Origin of the sequence: Jiella sp. M17.18 (assembly GCF_041027365.1) — a bacterium.
Taxonomy (GTDB): Bacteria; Pseudomonadota; Alphaproteobacteria; order Rhizobiales; family Rhizobiaceae; genus VKMB-3413.
In genome coordinates this window covers 147,377-162,810 of sequence record NZ_JBFTEH010000006.1, presented here as the reverse complement: position 1 = coordinate 162,810, position 15,434 = coordinate 147,377, and the positions used below count along the sequence as shown (strand labels likewise).

General features: G+C 70.5%; 12 protein-coding genes. 8 read left to right on the top strand and 4 right to left on the bottom strand.

Features of this window, described 5'->3' with window-relative positions:
- Positions 1-148: 148 nt before the first annotated feature.
- From AB5S17_RS13175 to xylF, 3 genes are all read right to left on the bottom strand, one after another.
- Complete coding sequence (locus tag AB5S17_RS13175) at positions 149-901, bottom strand: ATP-binding cassette domain-containing protein (protein ID WP_369240299.1); 753 nt, start codon at positions 899-901, stop codon at positions 149-151.
- Between the two features lie 83 nt (positions 902-984).
- Positions 985-2,265, bottom strand: coding sequence for a sugar ABC transporter permease (locus tag AB5S17_RS13170; RefSeq protein ID WP_369240297.1), 1,281 nt, complete (start codon positions 2,263-2,265; stop codon positions 985-987).
- Between the two features lie 216 nt (positions 2,266-2,481).
- Complete coding sequence (gene xylF / locus AB5S17_RS13165; protein WP_369240040.1) at positions 2,482-3,537, bottom strand: D-xylose ABC transporter substrate-binding protein; 1,056 nt, start codon at positions 3,535-3,537, stop codon at positions 2,482-2,484.
- Between the two features lie 192 nt (positions 3,538-3,729).
- Here xylF and AB5S17_RS13160 point away from each other — a divergent pair, with 192 nt between their 5' ends.
- The 4 genes from AB5S17_RS13160 (at position 3,730) to mdoH (ending at position 10,626) form a co-directional block, all read left to right on the top strand.
- Entirely contained in the window at positions 3,730-4,953 is a 1,224-nt protein-coding gene (locus AB5S17_RS13160; protein WP_369240038.1) for an ROK family protein, read from the top strand.
- A complete protein-coding gene (locus tag AB5S17_RS13155; protein ID WP_369240036.1) occupies positions 4,953-6,368 on the top strand; it encodes a di-heme oxidoredictase family protein in 1,416 nt (471 codons plus the stop codon). Before AB5S17_RS13160 ends, AB5S17_RS13155 begins: the two co-directional genes overlap by 1 nt.
- A gap of 440 nt (positions 6,369-6,808) precedes the next feature.
- Positions 6,809-8,470, top strand: coding sequence for a CRTAC1 family protein (locus AB5S17_RS13150; RefSeq protein WP_369240034.1), 1,662 nt, complete (start codon positions 6,809-6,811; stop codon positions 8,468-8,470).
- A gap of 227 nt (positions 8,471-8,697) precedes the next feature.
- Positions 8,698-10,626, top strand: coding sequence for a glucans biosynthesis glucosyltransferase MdoH (mdoH, locus tag AB5S17_RS13145; protein WP_369240032.1), 1,929 nt, complete (start codon positions 8,698-8,700; stop codon positions 10,624-10,626).
- A gap of 88 nt (positions 10,627-10,714) precedes the next feature.
- Here the strand turns inward: mdoH and ribA are convergent, their stop codons facing one another.
- Positions 10,715-11,848 (bottom strand): GTP cyclohydrolase II RibA, encoded by a 1,134-nt coding sequence (gene ribA / locus AB5S17_RS13140; protein WP_369240030.1) that lies wholly within the window; start codon positions 11,846-11,848, stop codon positions 10,715-10,717.
- A gap of 336 nt (positions 11,849-12,184) precedes the next feature.
- Here ribA and AB5S17_RS13135 point away from each other — a divergent pair, with 336 nt between their 5' ends.
- From AB5S17_RS13135 to AB5S17_RS13120, 4 genes are read left to right on the top strand one after another with little or no spacing between them, the layout of a single operon-like run.
- Positions 12,185-13,159: a zinc-binding alcohol dehydrogenase gene (locus tag AB5S17_RS13135; protein WP_369240028.1), complete on the top strand. Its 975-nt coding sequence runs from the start codon at positions 12,185-12,187 to the stop codon at positions 13,157-13,159.
- A gap of 19 nt (positions 13,160-13,178) precedes the next feature.
- Positions 13,179-13,577: a 6-pyruvoyl tetrahydropterin synthase family protein gene (locus AB5S17_RS13130; protein WP_369240026.1), complete on the top strand. Its 399-nt coding sequence runs from the start codon at positions 13,179-13,181 to the stop codon at positions 13,575-13,577.
- On the top strand, positions 13,574-14,641 hold the full coding sequence (locus AB5S17_RS13125) for a glycosyltransferase family 4 protein (RefSeq protein ID WP_369240024.1): 1,068 nt from the start codon (positions 13,574-13,576) through the stop codon (positions 14,639-14,641). Before AB5S17_RS13130 ends, AB5S17_RS13125 begins: the two co-directional genes overlap by 4 nt.
- Positions 14,638-15,423: a trans-aconitate 2-methyltransferase gene (locus AB5S17_RS13120; RefSeq protein WP_369240022.1), complete on the top strand. Its 786-nt coding sequence runs from the start codon at positions 14,638-14,640 to the stop codon at positions 15,421-15,423. Before AB5S17_RS13125 ends, AB5S17_RS13120 begins: the two co-directional genes overlap by 4 nt.
- The last annotated feature ends 11 nt before the right edge of the window (positions 15,424-15,434 follow it).

The window sequence follows — 15,434 nt, the reverse complement described above, 5'->3', positions numbered from 1 at the left end:
GGGCGTGAATAGCCGATTCATCACAGCAGCGGATCCGAAGGGGCGGGTGGGACGCCACACTTGCAGACTCGGGACGCCCTGCGGGCAGCCTGTCGGACGACCCGAGAGAGCGGGGCCGGAAGGGCCCCGCCGGTTCGGTGCGGCGCCGCTACTCCCGCATCGCGCCGGGGCCGGGCGTTGCGCCCGGGGGGCATTTGCCAAGGATGATCATGCCGAGAACCTCGTCCTTGGTGACGTCCTCGGTGAGGGCGCTGCCGACGACCTGGCCGTTCTTCATCACGACGACGCGGTCGGCGAGGTCGAACACGTCGTGGATGTCGTGGCTGATCAGGAAGATGCCGATCTGCTCCTTCTTCAGCTCCTTGATCAGCTCGCCGACCTGTGCGGTCTCCTGCGGCCCGAGCGCTGCGGTCGGCTCGTCCATGATCAGGATCTTGGCGTTGAAGAGGATCGCGCGGGCGATCGCGACCGACTGCCGCTGGCCGCCGGAAAGCGCCTTCACCGGCTCCTTAAAGCGGCGGAAGTTGGGGTTGAGACGGCCCATCACCTTGCGCGCCTCGGCCTCCATCGCCGCATCGTCGAGCGTGCCCCAGGCGGTCAGGATCTCGCGGCCGAGGAAGAGGTTCGACGCCGCGTCGACATTGTCCGCCAGAGCCAGCGTCTGGTAGATCGTCTCGATGCCGTAGGTCTTGGCGTCGCGCGGATTGGCGATCGTCGCCGCCTCGCCGCGCACGCGGATCTCGCCCGCGTCGCGCTTGTAGGCGCCCGACAGGATCTTGATCAGCGTCGACTTGCCGGCGCCGTTGTGGCCGAGCAGGGCGACGACTTCGCCGGGATAGAGGTCGAGCGAGGCGCGGTCGACGGCGTGGATGCCGCCGAAGGCGATCGAGATGTCCTGCATCTCGACCAGCGGCGGCCCGGAGCGATCGACGCCCGCATGGTGGTGACCACGACCGTGGTCGGCGATATCGGCCATCGTGGTGCTCATGCGGCCCTCCTGCGATAGACGGAGTCGATCCAAACGGCGATGACGAGGACGATGCCGACGACGATCGACTGCAGGGGCGAGTCGACGCCGAGGAGCACCATGCCCGACTGCAGCGATTGCATGACCAGCGCGCCGATCAGCGCCCCGGCGATCGTGCCGGCACCGCCGGCGAGCGAGGTGCCGCCAATGACCGCGGCGGCGATGGTGTAGAGCTCGTCGAGCGTGCCGAGCGCATTGGTGGCGGCGTTCAGGCGTGCAGTGGCGATGGCGCCGGCGATGGCGGCGAGGCCCCCCATCAGCATGAACACCTTCATCAGCACCCAGCGCGTGTTGATGCCGGCCAGTTCGGCCGCCTCCGGATTGCCGCCGATGGCGAAGACATAGCGGCCGAAGCGGGTGCGCCGCGAGACGAAGGTCATGACGATGCCGGTGACGATGGCCATCAGGACCGGGATCGCGACGCCATAGCCGATGTGCAGGCCGCCTTCCGGCACGGTCATCCCATGCGCCTTGGCATAACGGGCGGCGATCATCGAGGGCCACTCATAGGCGTTGAAAACCGCGGCGGCGCCGGCGAGCACCACGAAGGCGAAGACGGCGATCGCAAGTTCGGCCCAGACGGGGCGCAGCGGGAAGCCGAACTTCGTGCGCCGCTTGCGGGCCATGACCATGGAGGCGGCGACGAGGACGCAGGCGACGAGCGCGATGATCCAGGTCCAGGTCGTGCCGAGCGAGCCCTCCGCTCCGCCGCCCATCAGCCGGAAGGTGTCGTCGAGCGGCGCGACCGTGCGGCCGGACGTCAGCCACCAGGCGCCGCCGCGCCAGACCAGGAGGCCGCCGAGCGTGACGATGAAGGAGGGAACGCCGAGAAAGGCGATGACATAGCCCTGCAGGCCGCCGATGACGACGCCGAGGGCGATGCCGAGGATCAGCGCGACGACCCAGGTGAACGGGTTGTCGAGGCCCAGATATTGCGGCAGCACGTCGGTCTGCAGCGCGGCCATGGCCATGCCGGTGAAGCCGAGCAGGGAGCCGACCGACAGGTCGATGTTGCGGGTGACGATCACCAGCACCATGCCGGTCGCCATGACGGCGATCGACGAGGTCTGGACCGTCAGGTTCCAGAGGTTGCGGGGGCTCAGGAAGATGCCGCCCGAAAGAAAGTGGAACAGCACCCAGATGACGACGAGAGCCCCGATCATGCCGAGCATGCGGGTGTCGATCTCGGTCGAGCGGATGATGCCTTTCACGCCCGAATTGGCCTTGAGCGCCGGCATACCGGTCGTTGCCTGGCTCATCTGCGCCTCCCTGACAGCAAGGCGTCCCGCGATCGCACGCGCCATGCCTTGAGCTTTTCGCTGATACTATACCCGGAGGCGTCGCCCGTCCTGCCGGTCACCCGGACCGGATGCCGCGGATCGAAGGCGCGCTTGCGTCGGGTGAAAAAGAACGGCCGCCCGCCCCGGAGGCGGGCGGCCGTCTGTGTCATGGCCTTAGCTGCAGGCCGGAACGCTGCCCGGCTTCACGCCCTGGCAGACTTCGTCCTTCGTGATCCAGCCCGCGTCGATCACCTTCTGAAGGTTGTCCTTGGTGATCGCGACCGGCTTGAGGAAGACCGATTCCATCTTGACGTGCTTCGGACCGCCGTCGAACGTCTGGGCGCCCTCGATCTCCGACATCTTCTTGCCGTCGGCGAGTTCGAGAGCGATCTCGGCGGCGCGCTTGCCGAGCTCGCGGGAGTCCTTCCACACGCTCACGGTCTGGGTGCCGCGGGCGATGCGGTTCAGCGCCGCGTGGTCGGCGTCCTGGCCGGAGACCGGCACCGAGCCGGCCATGCCCTGCGCCTGCAGCGCCGCGATCGCCCCGCCGGCGGTGCCGTCGTTGGAGGCGACCACCGCGTCGACCTTGTTGTTGTTGGCGGTCAGGATCTGTTCCATGTTCCGCTGGGCGTTGGCCGGCAGCCAGCCGTCGGTATAGGCCTCGCCGACATTCTTGATCTTGCCGGCCTTGATGGCGGGCTCCAGCACTTCCATCTGGCCCGAGAACAGGAAGTCGGCATTCGGATCGGCCGCCGAGCCCTTGATGAAGGCGTAGTTGCCGGTCGGCTGGACCTTCTCGACCGCGCGGGCCTGCATGCGGCCCACTTCCTTGTTGTCGAAGGTGATGTAGAAGGCGTTCGGGTTCTCGATCAGGCGGTCATAGCCGACCACCGGGATGCCGTTGTTGACGGCCTCTTCGACCGCCGGGCCGATGGCGTCGGAGTCCTGCGCCAGGATGATCAGCGCGTTGGCGCCCTGGCTGATCAGGGACTCGACGTCGGTCAGCTGCTTGGAAGCCGAGGACTGCGCGTCGGCCGAAATGTACTTGGCGCCCTGGGCTTCCAGCGCCTTCTTGATCGCGGCTTCGTCGGTCTTCCAGCGCTCTTCCTGGAAGTTCGACCAGGACACGCCGACGATCTTGCCCTTGCTGCTGTTGTCCTGGGCGTAGGCCGAACCGGCCACGGCCATCGAGAACACCGCGCCGGCGAGCGCGAGCTTCAACATCTTCATCGATTTCCTCCCATGCGCAAAGATGCGCGCGAAATGTCACGGAACCGGCTCGTCTCCCGACCGGCCGAGACTTTTTCCAAGTCTCGGAAAAAATGGTGACAGCAAATCCGATCCGTGTCAACGTCGTGACGGAGGCGCCTGCGGACCGACCGGGAGAGCGGTAGTGGGCGAATGGGAGGAATACCAGTGCGAGTGCTGGCCAAAACAGACGCGGACGCGGTGCGCGCACACAACCGGCGTGCCGTGCTCGACCATCTGCGACGATCCGGAACCGCCAGTCGCAAAGCGATCAGCGCGGCGACCGGCCTGTCGGTCTCGGCCGCTTCCGCAATCGCCAACAGCCTCATCCGTGCCGGTCTCCTGACGGAGATCGAGGAGGACGACCGGCTGGAGGCGCGCCGCGGGCGTCCCGGCAAGGGCCTGAAACTGTCCGGTGAGGCGGCGACCGTCGCCGCCGCCAAGCTCGGCGTCGGCGAAGTGGCGGTGCGCGTCAGCGACTATGCCGGGACGGTGCGCGGCGAAATGCGCCGGGAGGCCAACATCGCCGGCTGGGGGCAGGGCGAGATCGTCGCCGCGATCGTCGACCTCCTGCGCGACCTCGGCTTTCACGGCCCCGGGCAGCCGGTGCCGCGCAAGATCGTCGTCGCCGTCCAGGGCAAGACCGACAGCGGCCTGACGCGGCTCCTGTGGTCGCCGGCGCTGAAGACGCGCGACATCGAGCTCGCCAGCCCTCTGGCCGCGCTGACGGGAGCCGAGGTCGACGTCTTCAACGACTGCTCGATGATGCCGGAAGCCTTTCGCTGGAACGCCGATTTCGAGGCGCTGGACTTTGCGACGCTGTTCATGGGCTTCGGCGTCGGCATGGGGCTGCGGCTCGGCGGCGCGACCTTCCAGGGCAAGCGCTCGTCGGCGGTCGAGTTCGGCCACATCAACCACATTCCCGGCGGGGCGCTCTGCCGCTGCGGCAATCGGGGCTGCGTCGAAGCCTATGCGGGCGACTACGCCATCTGGCGGCGGGTGAACGGGCGGCCGGAAGACGTGCCGACGCGGCGCATCAGCGACGAGGAGATGCGGTGCCTCGCCGCCGCCGCCCGGGCCGGGGAACAGGCAGCCTGCCTCGCCTTCGAGGAGGCGGGCACCGCGATCGGCTATGGTCTCGGGCGGATCTTCACGCTGATCGATCCGCTGCCGATCGTCTTCACCGGCTCCGGGGCGGAGGCGATGGACCTGCTCGAGCCGGCGATCCGCGTCGGCATCAAGGAGAGTTCGATCGACGGCTTCGGGGCGGACACGCCGTTCTCGCTCGCCGAAGACGTCGATGCCTTGATCTTCGATGCGGCGACGGCGCATGCGCTGGCCGGGCTGGACGAGACCTTCGCCCGCTCCGGCGGGGGCGAAAATTGGGAGGCTGCCTGATGCAGACGATCTTTGCGGCCGCGATGCTCGCGGCGGCGGCAATAGCGGCGGTCGGATCGGCCACTGCCGGCGAGCCGCCATGGAGCGAGCATGCGATCAAGGAGACGATCCCGCCAGCCGCGGGAACGCTCTCCGGGGAAACGCTGAAGGCCTTCGCGCTGAAGGGGCGGGCGCTCTTCACCGCCCGCTTCACGGTGCTCGACGGCGCCGGACGACCCGACGCGACTCAGGCGATCGTGCCGACGGCGGCGCGCCGGCCGGCCGAGCACGCCTTCCAGCGTCTGGCCGGGCCGGATTCCAATGCCTGCTCCTCCTGCCACAACGAGCCGGTGCCCGGCGGGGCGGGCGGCTTCGTCTCGAACGCCTTCGTGTCGGAGGGCTTCGAGAGCGCCGACTTCGACACGCTGGACCCGCAGTTCTCCAACGAGCGCGGCACGGTGCATCTCTTCGGCTCCGGCCTCGTCGAGCTTCTCGCCCGCGAGATGACGCAGGACCTTCAGGCGGAACGGCGCGACGCGCTGCGCGAGGCGCGCAAGGGCGGCCAGCCGGTGAAGCAGGCGCTCCAGTCGAAGGGCGTCACCTTCGGCGAGATCACCGCGCTGCCGGACGGTTCCGTCGACCTCTCCGGGGTGGACGGCGTCGATGGCGACCTCGTCGTGCGGCCGTTCTCGCAGAAGGGCGTGATGACGTCGCTGCGCCAGTTCACCGACAACGCGCTGAACCAGCATCACGGCATCGAGCCGGACGAGCGCTGGGGCGCGCGCTGGACCGGCACTGCGGACTTCGACGGCGACGGCCACCCGGACGAGCTCGGCGAGGGCGCGGTCTCGGCGCTGGTGGCCTTCCAGGCAAGCCTGCCGCCGCCGGTCGAGCAGGCGCCGGACGATCCGGCCTGGCAGGCGGCGGCAAAACGCGGCCGCAAGGTCTTTGCCGATATCGGCTGCGAGAGCTGCCACCGGCCGGCGCTGCCCCTGAAGAGCCTCGCCTTCGCCGATCCCGGTCCCCTCGACATGGCGGGAACGCTGCGCGCCGGCGACGTGAGGGCGCCGACGGTCTACGACCTCGCCTCGCTCGCCTGGGCCAAGAGCCTGCCGCGCAACGACAAGGGCGAGGTGATGGTGCCGCTATTCGGCGACATGAAGCGCCACCGCATCGCCGACACGCAGACGGCCGCGCTCGGCAACGAGACGCTGGCCCAGCGCTTCGTCGAGCGCGACGTCTTCAAGACCGCCAATCTCTGGGGCATCGCCGACACCGCGCCCTACGGCCACCGCGGCGACATCACCACCCTGGACGAGGTGATCCGCGCCCATGGCGGCGAGGCCGAAAAGGGCAGCGAGGCCTATGCCGCGCTGCCCGAATCCGACCGCTCGGCGCTCATCGCCTGGCTGAAGACGCTGAGGATCGAGCCATGAGAGAGGGGAACTGGTCGAGAAGGAGGTTGCGCCTCTTTGCACGGGACTCGCTCAGGACGCGGCCAGCCCCCTCATCGCCTGCCGGCACTTCTCCCCAGGGGGGAGAAGAAGGCGGTCGCGGCGGCCGCATCTTTTCCGGAACCGGCTTGCTCGCCTCCGGCTTCGGCTTTGCCGCTCGGGGTTCATGGTTGACGGGCGCAGGCTTCGCCGGACGGGGCGCTCTTCCTCTCCCCCGTGGGGAGAGGGTGGCTGCGCAGCAGCCGGGTGAGGGGGAGGGGCGCGACGTTTTGTGGCCGCACACCAGTGGGCGCTGCACCGAGATCGTTTCGGCGCTGATCCCGCAGGCGTCGGTTTTGCATGCGCGCGTCGATGGGCGTCGCCCTCGATCGCTGCGTGCTCTTCTTACAGCCTCGGCCGTCACGATTCTCGGTCTCGCCACCATGACCGCTCCCGCATCGGCCGCCGAGCCGAAGAAGGACGTGCACCTGCCGTTCGCCGGCGACATTCCGGTGATGCACGAGGAGGCGAAGGCTGCGGGGATCGACCACACCTATGGCGGCCCCTGGGAGTTCTTCGTCGGCGGCGGCGGCGCGGCGTTCGACTGCAACGGCGACCGCTTTCCCGACGTCTTCCTCGCCGGCGGGAAGGGCGACAGCGCGCTCTATGTCAACCGCTCGCAAGCCGGCGGCCGACTCGCCTTCGAGAAGACCGCCATCGACGTCGATCCGAAGGACCTCCAGAACGTCACCGGCGCCTATCCCCTCGACATCGACCAGGACGGCTATCAGGACCTCGTCCTGCTGCGCGTCGGGCAGAACGTCATCCTGAAGGGCGGTCCCGACTGCCGCTTCACCAAGGCGAACTTCCCCTTCCACTTCGACGGCGGCCGCGCCTGGACGACCGCCTTCTCGGCGGAGTTCGAACCGGGCAACAAGTTCCCGACGCTCGCCTTCGGCAACTATGTCGACCGCGCCGCGCCGGGCTCGCCCTGGGGCACCTGCGCCGACAACGTGCTGATCCGCCCAAAATCGGACGCGAAGGAGGTGCCGGACTATTCCGAGCCCATGGCGCTCACCCCCGGCTATTGCGCCCTGTCGATGCTGTTCACCGACTGGAACCGTTCCGGCGAGCCGGCGCTCAGGATCGCCAACGACCGGCAGTACTATCGCGGTGGCGAGGAACAGCTCTGGCGGGTCGAGCCCGGCCATGCGCCGCGGCTCTATCGCCGCTCCGACGGCTGGCAGCACCTGTCGATCTGGGGCATGGGCATCGCCGAGGGCGACGTCGACAACGACGGCTATCCCGACTACGCCATCACCTCGATGGGCGATACCAAGATGCAGTTCCTCGACCGGGAGTTCGAGGACGCGCCGACCTATCGCGACGAGGCCTATGAGCGCGGGGCGACGGCGCACCGCCCCTATGTCCACGATGCCGGCAAGCCCTCGACCGGCTGGGACGCCGGCTTTGCCGACTTCAACAACGACACCGCGCTCGACCTCTTCATCGCCAAGGGCAATGTCGAGGCGATGCCGGACTTCGCCTCCTACGACCCGGACAACCTCCTGATGGGCGGCTTCGACGGCCGCTTCACCGAGGAGGGCGAGGCGGCCGGGATCGCGCTGCCGACCAAGGGGCGCGGCGCGCTGATTTCCGACTTCAACCTCGACGGCGCGCTGGATCTCCTGGTGATCAACCGCGGCCAACCGGCGAGCCTGTTCCGCAATCTCGGCGGCAAGACGGACTACGGCACGCGCGAACTCGGCAACTTCCTGGAGATTTCGCTCTCCCAGAAGGGGGCCAATCGCGACGCCGTCGGCGCCAAGCTGGCGGTGAAGATCGGCGCGAAGACGCTGAACCGGACGATCGAGGTCGGCGGCGGGCACGCGTCCGGAACGTCCGGCTTCGTCCATGTCGGCGTCGGCACGGCCGAGCGCGCCGAAATCCGCGTCCAGTGGCCGGACGGAGAGTGGAGCCACCCCTACCGCGTCTTCGCCAACAACTTCGTGCTGATCGATCGCGGCGCTGTCGATGCGCGCTACTGGTATCCGGACGCCGACCGGCCGGCCCCGGCGGTCGCCGCCTCGACCGCGGCGCGGTAGGGTCCGGTCGATCGCCGGTCCGCGGCATCGAGAACCGCGGACCGTGCGGGACGGTGCAGATACCCGATCCGGCCTCCGCCGACGGTTGCACCAGTAACCATATCACGGCCTCATGCCGGAAAGTTCACCGCGCGTGAGCGGGTGCCGCGGATTGTCGCGCTTCTTCGGCCGGTCCACCGTCCCAATTTGCGTGGGCGAGAGAGCCCCTGCGAATCGAATGGACCGTCATGCTGCGACAACTGCCGGACCTTGCCGACGAAAACCGGTCCCTTGCGCCGGGCGGCGGCGCCCCCCGTCCCGGCGAGAGCCTCGGCGGCGCACCTGCGCCGATGGCCGGCTGGCCGGTGCGCCGGCGGCGGATGCTCGTCCTGGCGCTGAACCTGGCGACGATCGCGGCGCTCGCGCTCGCCGTCTTCGCCTTCCTCTCCGCCGGCGGCTTCGACGGGCTGGACGGCGTCATCTTCGCCGGCTTCTGCCTCGCGACGCCCTGGACGGTCCTCGGCTTCTGGAATGCGGTGATCGGCCTCCTCCTCCTGCACGGGCCGGCCGACCCGGGAAGCAGCGTCTATCCCTATTTCCCCGCCGCCGAGCGCCCGCGCCGGCTTTCGAGCCGCACGGCGATCCTGATGTGCCTGCGCAACGAGGCGCCGGAGCCGGTCTTCCGCCGCCTGGAGGCGATGCGCCAGAGTCTCGAGGCGACGGGGCGCGGCCGGCACTTCCGATTCTTCGTCCTCAGCGACACCGACGACCCCGAGATCGCCGCGGCGGAGGAGGCGGCCTTCGCCTGCTTCGCGCGGCGCCTTGCCGAGGCGGCGGACGCACCCGTTCCGGTCTATCGCCGGCGCCGCGAGAATACCGGCTTCAAGGCCGGCAACATCCGCGACTTCCTCAAGGCTCACGGCGAGGGTTGCGACTTCTTCCTGCCGCTCGATTCCGACAGCGTGATGAGCGGCGAGGCGATCGTGCGCATGGTCGCGGCGATGGAGGCGGACCCGCGGATCGGCATCCTGCAGAGCCTCGTCGTCGGCATGCCGGCGGAGAGCGGATTTGCCCGCATCTTCCAGTTCGGCATGCGGCACGGCATGCGCGCCTTCACCATGGGCTCGGCCTGGTGGAGCGCCGATTGCGGACCCTACTGGGGCCACAACGCCGTCATCCGCACCGGCGCCTTCGCGCAGCACTGCCGGCTGCCCGATCTGCCGGGGCGCCCGCCGCTCGGCGGACCGGTGCTGTCCCACGACCAGCTGGAGGCGGTGTTCATGCGCCGGGCGGGCTTCGAGGTGCGGGTCATCCCGATCGAGACCCGCAGCTTCGAGGCCAATCCGCCGACGCTGCCGGACTTCATCAAGCGGGACCTCAGGTGGTGCCAGGGCAACATGCAGTATGGGCGGTTCCTCTTGTCGCCGGGCCTGACGCCGGTCAGCCGCTTCCAGCTGCTGCAGGCGATGCTGATGTATGCCGCGCCGGCGGCCTGGATCGTCATGACGCTCGCGACTGTCGCCAAGGCGTTCCAGGGCGGCTTCGACCCGGCGATGCTGCGGCTCGGCCTCGGCCTGTTCCTGACGATCTTCGCCCTCAGCATCGCGCCGAAGCTGGCCGGCATGCTGGACGTGGTCCTCACGCCCGGCGCGCTGCGGGCCTATGGCGGAACGCTGCGCTTCGGAGCTTCGGCCGTGCTGGAGGTACTCGCGTCGATGCTGATGGCGCCGATCGTCGCGCTTTCGGTGACGCTGTTCCTCCTCGGCCTGCCCTTCGGGCGGCGCGTCGTCTGGAGCGGGCAGAACCGCGACCGCCTCGGGATCGGCTGGCCGACGGCGCTGGCGGCGATGGCGCCGCAGACGCTGCTCGGCCTCGCGCTGGCGGCGGTCCTCTGGCCGCTCGGCGCCTCGGCGTTGCTCTGGGCGGCGCCCTTCGTCGGCGGACTGTGCCTCGCGGCGCCGTTCACGGTCGCGACCGCCGCACCCCGCCTCGGGCGCCTGCTGGCCCGCGCCGGCCTGTTTGCTGTTCCGGAGGAATCGGCCCTGCCACGCGTGCTCGGCGGCATCGTGCCGCACGCGGCGCGGCGCTGGCGCCGACCGGTGCGATCGATCCGGTCTGCAGCACCGATCGCCCTCGGTCGACCCGTTACCGAGGGCGGTGCCGACGGCCGCGGCTGAGACCTCGCCGGCGGAGGCGCTTGCGCTCTCCGCCGAGGTTCGTGGCCCGGCAACCGATCCCGGGAGGACGGGCCCCCGGCGCCGGGCCTCAGGTGGCGGGGCCGGCGAGGCTCGCGACGTCGATCAGGTGGCCGGCCCGCGCGGCCTTGGTCTTCAGGTAGTTCTCGTTCTCGGCGGTCAGCGTGCCGGTCACCGGCGTGCGGTCCACCACCTCGATGCCGCAGGCCCGGAGATAGGCGATCTTGCGCGGATTGTTGGTGAGGAGGTCGATGCGGCCGATGTCGAGGCCGGAGAGCATCGCCGCCGCCGTCTCGTAGCGCCGCTCGTCGGCCCCGAAGCCGAGCTCGGCGTCGGCGTCGATCGTGTCGAGCCCCTGCGCCTGCAGGCCGTAGGCGCGCATCTTGGCGGCGATCCCGGTGCCGCGCCCTTCCTGGTCGAGATAGAGCAGCACGCCGCCGCCCTTCTTCTTCAGCGTCTTCAGCCCGTTGCGCAGCTGGTCGCCGCAGTCGCACTTCAGGGAGCCGAAGAGGTCGCCGGTGATGCAGGAGGAGTGGACGCGCACCGGCACGACCTTCGCCGGGTCCGGATTGCCGACGACGATGGCGATCTGGTCGCGCTGGGCGAGGCCGCCGCGGAAGACCACGAAGCGGGCGAAGCCGATGTCCTTCAGCGGCACATCGGTCTCGGCGACGACGGTGAAGCGGCCGCCCTGCGAGGCCTGCGCCGCCGCGACGTCGCCGAGGCGGATCGTGACGGCCTCGGCAAAGGCCGGATCCTCGGCCGCCACCTCGGCGACGACGAGCGCGGGAAGCAGCAGCGCCAGCCGCGCAAGGCCCGCGGCCTCGCGGGCGAGCGGGTTGCCGGCGCGCCAGGCCTGCGGGACGACCGCGCCGCGCAGATAGCCGGTGTGGCAGGCCTCGGCATGCGAGACGCCGGCGAGTGGCACCAGCGCCCCGTCGGGCGCGTCGAGGCCGAGGACCGCCGCACGCGGCGCCGTCAGGAACAGGCGGTGGCGCCGCCCGAGGGCTTTCGCGAAGCCGTCATAGGCATCGGCGGTCACGGTATCGAGCGCCAGGGCGACGAGCGCGCGGCCCGTCTCGCCAAGGACGCGGATCGGCCGGCCGTAGCGCAGCTCGGCCGCGGCCCGCTCGCAGCGGATGGCGGCGGCCGCGTCGTCGGAGGTCTCGGTGCCTGGCGTCTTGAAGAAGGAAAATTCGTTCACGGATCTTCGCCTTCGTTGCGTCCGGCCGCAGCAAGGCCGGCATTCTCGCGGTTGGCCTTCATCTATTGAGCGAAACGCGATTGGCCATCCTCGCGGGGCGGCGCCGGAGCGTCTTTCCGACGAAGACGGTTGGCCGGGAAGACGTTGACCGCGCCGGCCTCCAGCACAGTTTGCGCAAAGACGCATCCCCCGCCGGGCGGCCCGAGCCGCGGCTTCAGTTGGAATCTGCAAGCAATTGGAACGCCTTCTTCTTCCTGATCCCCGCAAGGCATCGCCGAGGCGGCCGCCCGCGCTGCGCCGCAGCCGTGATGCCGCGCGCTGCGGAGACCGGCGGCCATGACGACACAATGTCGCGCCCTCTGGCTCGTCGGCGAGGGCCGAGCCGAGATGAAGGCCGAGCCGCTGCCGGCCGCCGGCGACGGCGGCGATGTCACCGTCGAGAGCCGGTTCGGCGCGATCAGCCGCGGCACCGAGGCGCTGGTCGCCGCCGGCCGCGTGCCGGAGGCCGAAGCCGATCGCATGCGCGCGCCGTTGCAGGAGGGCGATTTCCCGTTCCCGGTGAAATACGGCTACGCCACCGTCGGACGGGTGACCGACGGGCCGGAGGCGCTGCAGGGGCGCGACGTCTTCTCGCTCCACCCGCACCAGGACCTGTTCCGGGTCTCCGCCGACATGGCGATCCCGCTGCCGGAGGGGGTTCCGCCGGAGCGCGCCGTCCTCGGCGCGAACATGGAGACGGCGCTCAACGTCGTCTGGGACGCCGGCATCGCGCCGGGCGACCGCGTGGCGGTGATCGGCGGCGGCCTCGTCGGTGCGCTCGTCGCAACGCTCGCGGCGCGCATCCCGGCGAGCGAAACCGTGCTCGTCGACGTCAACCCGGACCGCGCCGCGATCGCCGCGGCGCTCGGCTGCGGCTTCGCTTTGCCGGACGCGGCGCCTTGCGGCTGCGACATCGTCATCAACGCCTCGGCTAGCGAGGAAGGCCTCGCCACCGCCATCGCCGCCGCCGGCTTCGAGGCGCGCATCGTCGAACTCAGCTGGTACGGCGACCGCAGCGTCACCGTGCCGCTCGGCGGCGCCTTCCATTCGCAGCGCCTGTCGATCGTCGGCTCGCAGGTCGGCAGCATCCCGCCCGGCCGGCGCGCCCGCTGGGACAACCGGCGGCGGCTGGAGACGGCGCTGCGGCTCCTCGCCGATCCCCGCCTCGACGCGCTGATCTCCGGCGAGACCCGCTTTGCCGACCTGCCGCAGCACTATGCCGCGATCCTGTCCGATCCCGGCACCCTCTGCCACCGCATCCGCTACGACTGACCCGATCCGAGGAGAAGCCATGTTCGCCGTCGAAGTCCGCGACCACATGATGATCGCCCACAGCCTGAAGCGCGAGGTGTTCGGGCCGGCGCAGGGGCTGCACGGGGCGACCTTCGTCGTCGACGCCGCCTTCTTCACGCAGGACCTCGACGATGACGGGCTCGGCATCGACATCGGCCTCGCCACGCAGGTGCTCGGCGACGTCCTGAAGCCGCTGAACTACCAGAACCTCGACGACCTCGCGATGTTCGCCGGCAAAGTGACCACCACCGAGGTGCTGGCGAAGCATCTCTTCGACGCGATCGCCGCGAAGATCGCCGCCGGCGAACTCGGCCCCGGCAGCGGGCGGATCGAAAAGCTGCGCATCACGCTGCACGAGAGCCATGTGGCGCGCGCCTGGTACGAGGGCGCGCTGTGAGCGATGCACCTCCGAGACGGCTGACCTTCGCCATCCCCGGCCGTCTCGATACGCCGAGCGGCGGCTACGGCTACGATCGCCGGATGATCGCGGAGCTCGAAGCGCTCGGCTGGGAGGTGCGCCATCTCGGCCTGCCGCCGGGCTTTCCCGAGCCGGACGGGCGCGCCATGGCGACGGCAGCGGCGGAATTCTCCAACCTTGCCGACGGCGAGCTCGTCCTGGTCGACGGCCTCGCCTTCGGCGTCTTGCCGGAGATCGCGCGGCACGAGGCGAAGCGGCTGCGCCTCGTCGCGCTCGTCCATCACCCGCTGGCGCTGGAGACAGGCCTGTCGCCGGCCGCGCAGAAGCATTTCGCCGCCAGCGAACGCGCGGCGCTGCATGCGGCCCGCGCGGTCGTCGTGACGAGCCCGGCGACCGCCGCCACGCTGACGGCGGATTACGACGTGGCGCCGGAGAAGCTGAGCGTCGCCGTGCCGGGCGTCGATCCCGTGCCGGACGACGAGGCTGCGAAAGGGGAGGGGGATCCGCCGGTGATCCTGTCGGTCGGCAGCCTCATCCCGCGCAAGGACCATGCGACGCTGATCGAGGCGCTGGCGGCGATCCGCAACCTTCCCTGGCGCGCCCGCATCGCCGGCAGCGATGCGCTGGACGCCGCGACGGCGGCGGCGCTGAAGCGGCAGATCGCCGAGCGCGGACTGGAGGAAAGGGTGACGCTGGTCGGCGTTCTCGCCGACGTCGCGCCGGAATATCGCGGCGCCGACGTCTTCGCGCTGGCGAGCCGCTACGAAGGCTACGGCATGGTCTTCGCCGAAGCGATGGCGCATGGCCTGCCGATCGTCTCCTGCGCCGAGGGGGCGCCGGCGGATCTCGTTCCCGCAGAAGCGGGCGCCCGCTTTGCGGCAGGAGACGCGGCGGGGCTCGCGGATGCGCTGCGGGCGCTGCTCGCCGACCCCGGACGACGCAAGGCCGCCGCAGCGGCGGCGCGGGCAGCCGGCGGCCGCCTGCCGAGCTGGCCGGATTCCGCCCGCGTCCTGTCGGATGCCCTGGAGCGGGTGGCGCCATGAGCGGCTTCGAGAGCCGATGGCTGGACCTGCGCGAACCGGTGGACCGTCGGTCGCGCGACGCGGGGCTTCTCGACAAGGCCGCGGCCTTCGCCGCCGAGGCGCCGGACCCGCTGCTGGTCGATCTCGGCTGCGGCACCGGCTCGACGCTGCGGGCGATGGCGCCGCTGCTGCCGGCCGCCCGCTGGCGGCTGGTCGACAACGATCCGGCGCTGCTCGCCGAGGCGGAGAGCAGGGCGGGCGCGGCCGCGGTCGAGACCCTCCGCTGCGACCTCGCCGATCTCTCCGCCGCGCCGCTGGAGGGCGCCCGGCTGGTCACCGCCTCTGCGCTGTTCGACCTGACGTCGCGGGCCTTCGTCGAAGCGCTGGCGGACCGGCTCGCCTCGCTCGGTGCCGGGCTCTACGCCGTCCTCAGCTATGACGGCGACGTGCGCTGGAGCGCGCCGCATCCGCTGGATCTTGCGGTGGTCGCGGCCTTCAACCGTCACCAGCGCGGCGACAAGGGCTTCGGGCCGGCGCTCGGGCCGGATTCCGGGGCGGCGCTGGCCGAGGCCTTCGCGGCGCGCGGCTTTGCCGTGACGACGGCGTCGACACCCTGGCTGCTCGGTCCCGAGGATGCGGATCTGATGTGCGCCTTCGCCGACGGCATGGCCAGGGCCGCGGGCGAGATCGGCACGCTCGCCTGCGACGACCTGGAGGAGTGGCGGGCTGCGCGCCTCGACGCCGCGCCACACAGCCGCTGCACGATCGGCCACCGCGACGTGCTGGCGCTGCCGCCGCGCTGATCGGCAAAGCC

Excerpts from the sequence above, each read along its gene's own strand:
- AB5S17_RS13175 (WP_369240299.1), bottom strand. The coding sequence starts at position 901 with ATGCAGGACATCTCGATCGCCTTCGGCGGCATCCACGCCGTCGACCGC.
- AB5S17_RS13170 (WP_369240297.1), bottom strand. The coding sequence starts at position 2,265 with ATGCCGGCGCTCAAGGCCAATTCGGGCGTGAAAGGCATCATCCGCTCG.
- xylF (WP_369240040.1), bottom strand. The coding sequence starts at position 3,537 with ATGAAGATGTTGAAGCTCGCGCTCGCCGGCGCGGTGTTCTCGATGGCC.
- AB5S17_RS13155 (WP_369240036.1), top strand. The coding sequence starts at position 4,953 with ATGCAGACGATCTTTGCGGCCGCGATGCTCGCGGCGGCGGCAATAGCG.
- AB5S17_RS13150 (WP_369240034.1), top strand. The coding sequence starts at position 6,809 with ATGACCGCTCCCGCATCGGCCGCCGAGCCGAAGAAGGACGTGCACCTG.
- mdoH (WP_369240032.1), top strand. The coding sequence starts at position 8,698 with ATGCTGCGACAACTGCCGGACCTTGCCGACGAAAACCGGTCCCTTGCG.
- AB5S17_RS13135 (WP_369240028.1), top strand. The coding sequence starts at position 12,185 with ATGACGACACAATGTCGCGCCCTCTGGCTCGTCGGCGAGGGCCGAGCC.
- AB5S17_RS13130 (WP_369240026.1), top strand. The coding sequence starts at position 13,179 with ATGTTCGCCGTCGAAGTCCGCGACCACATGATGATCGCCCACAGCCTG.
- AB5S17_RS13120 (WP_369240022.1), top strand. The coding sequence starts at position 14,638 with ATGAGCGGCTTCGAGAGCCGATGGCTGGACCTGCGCGAACCGGTGGAC.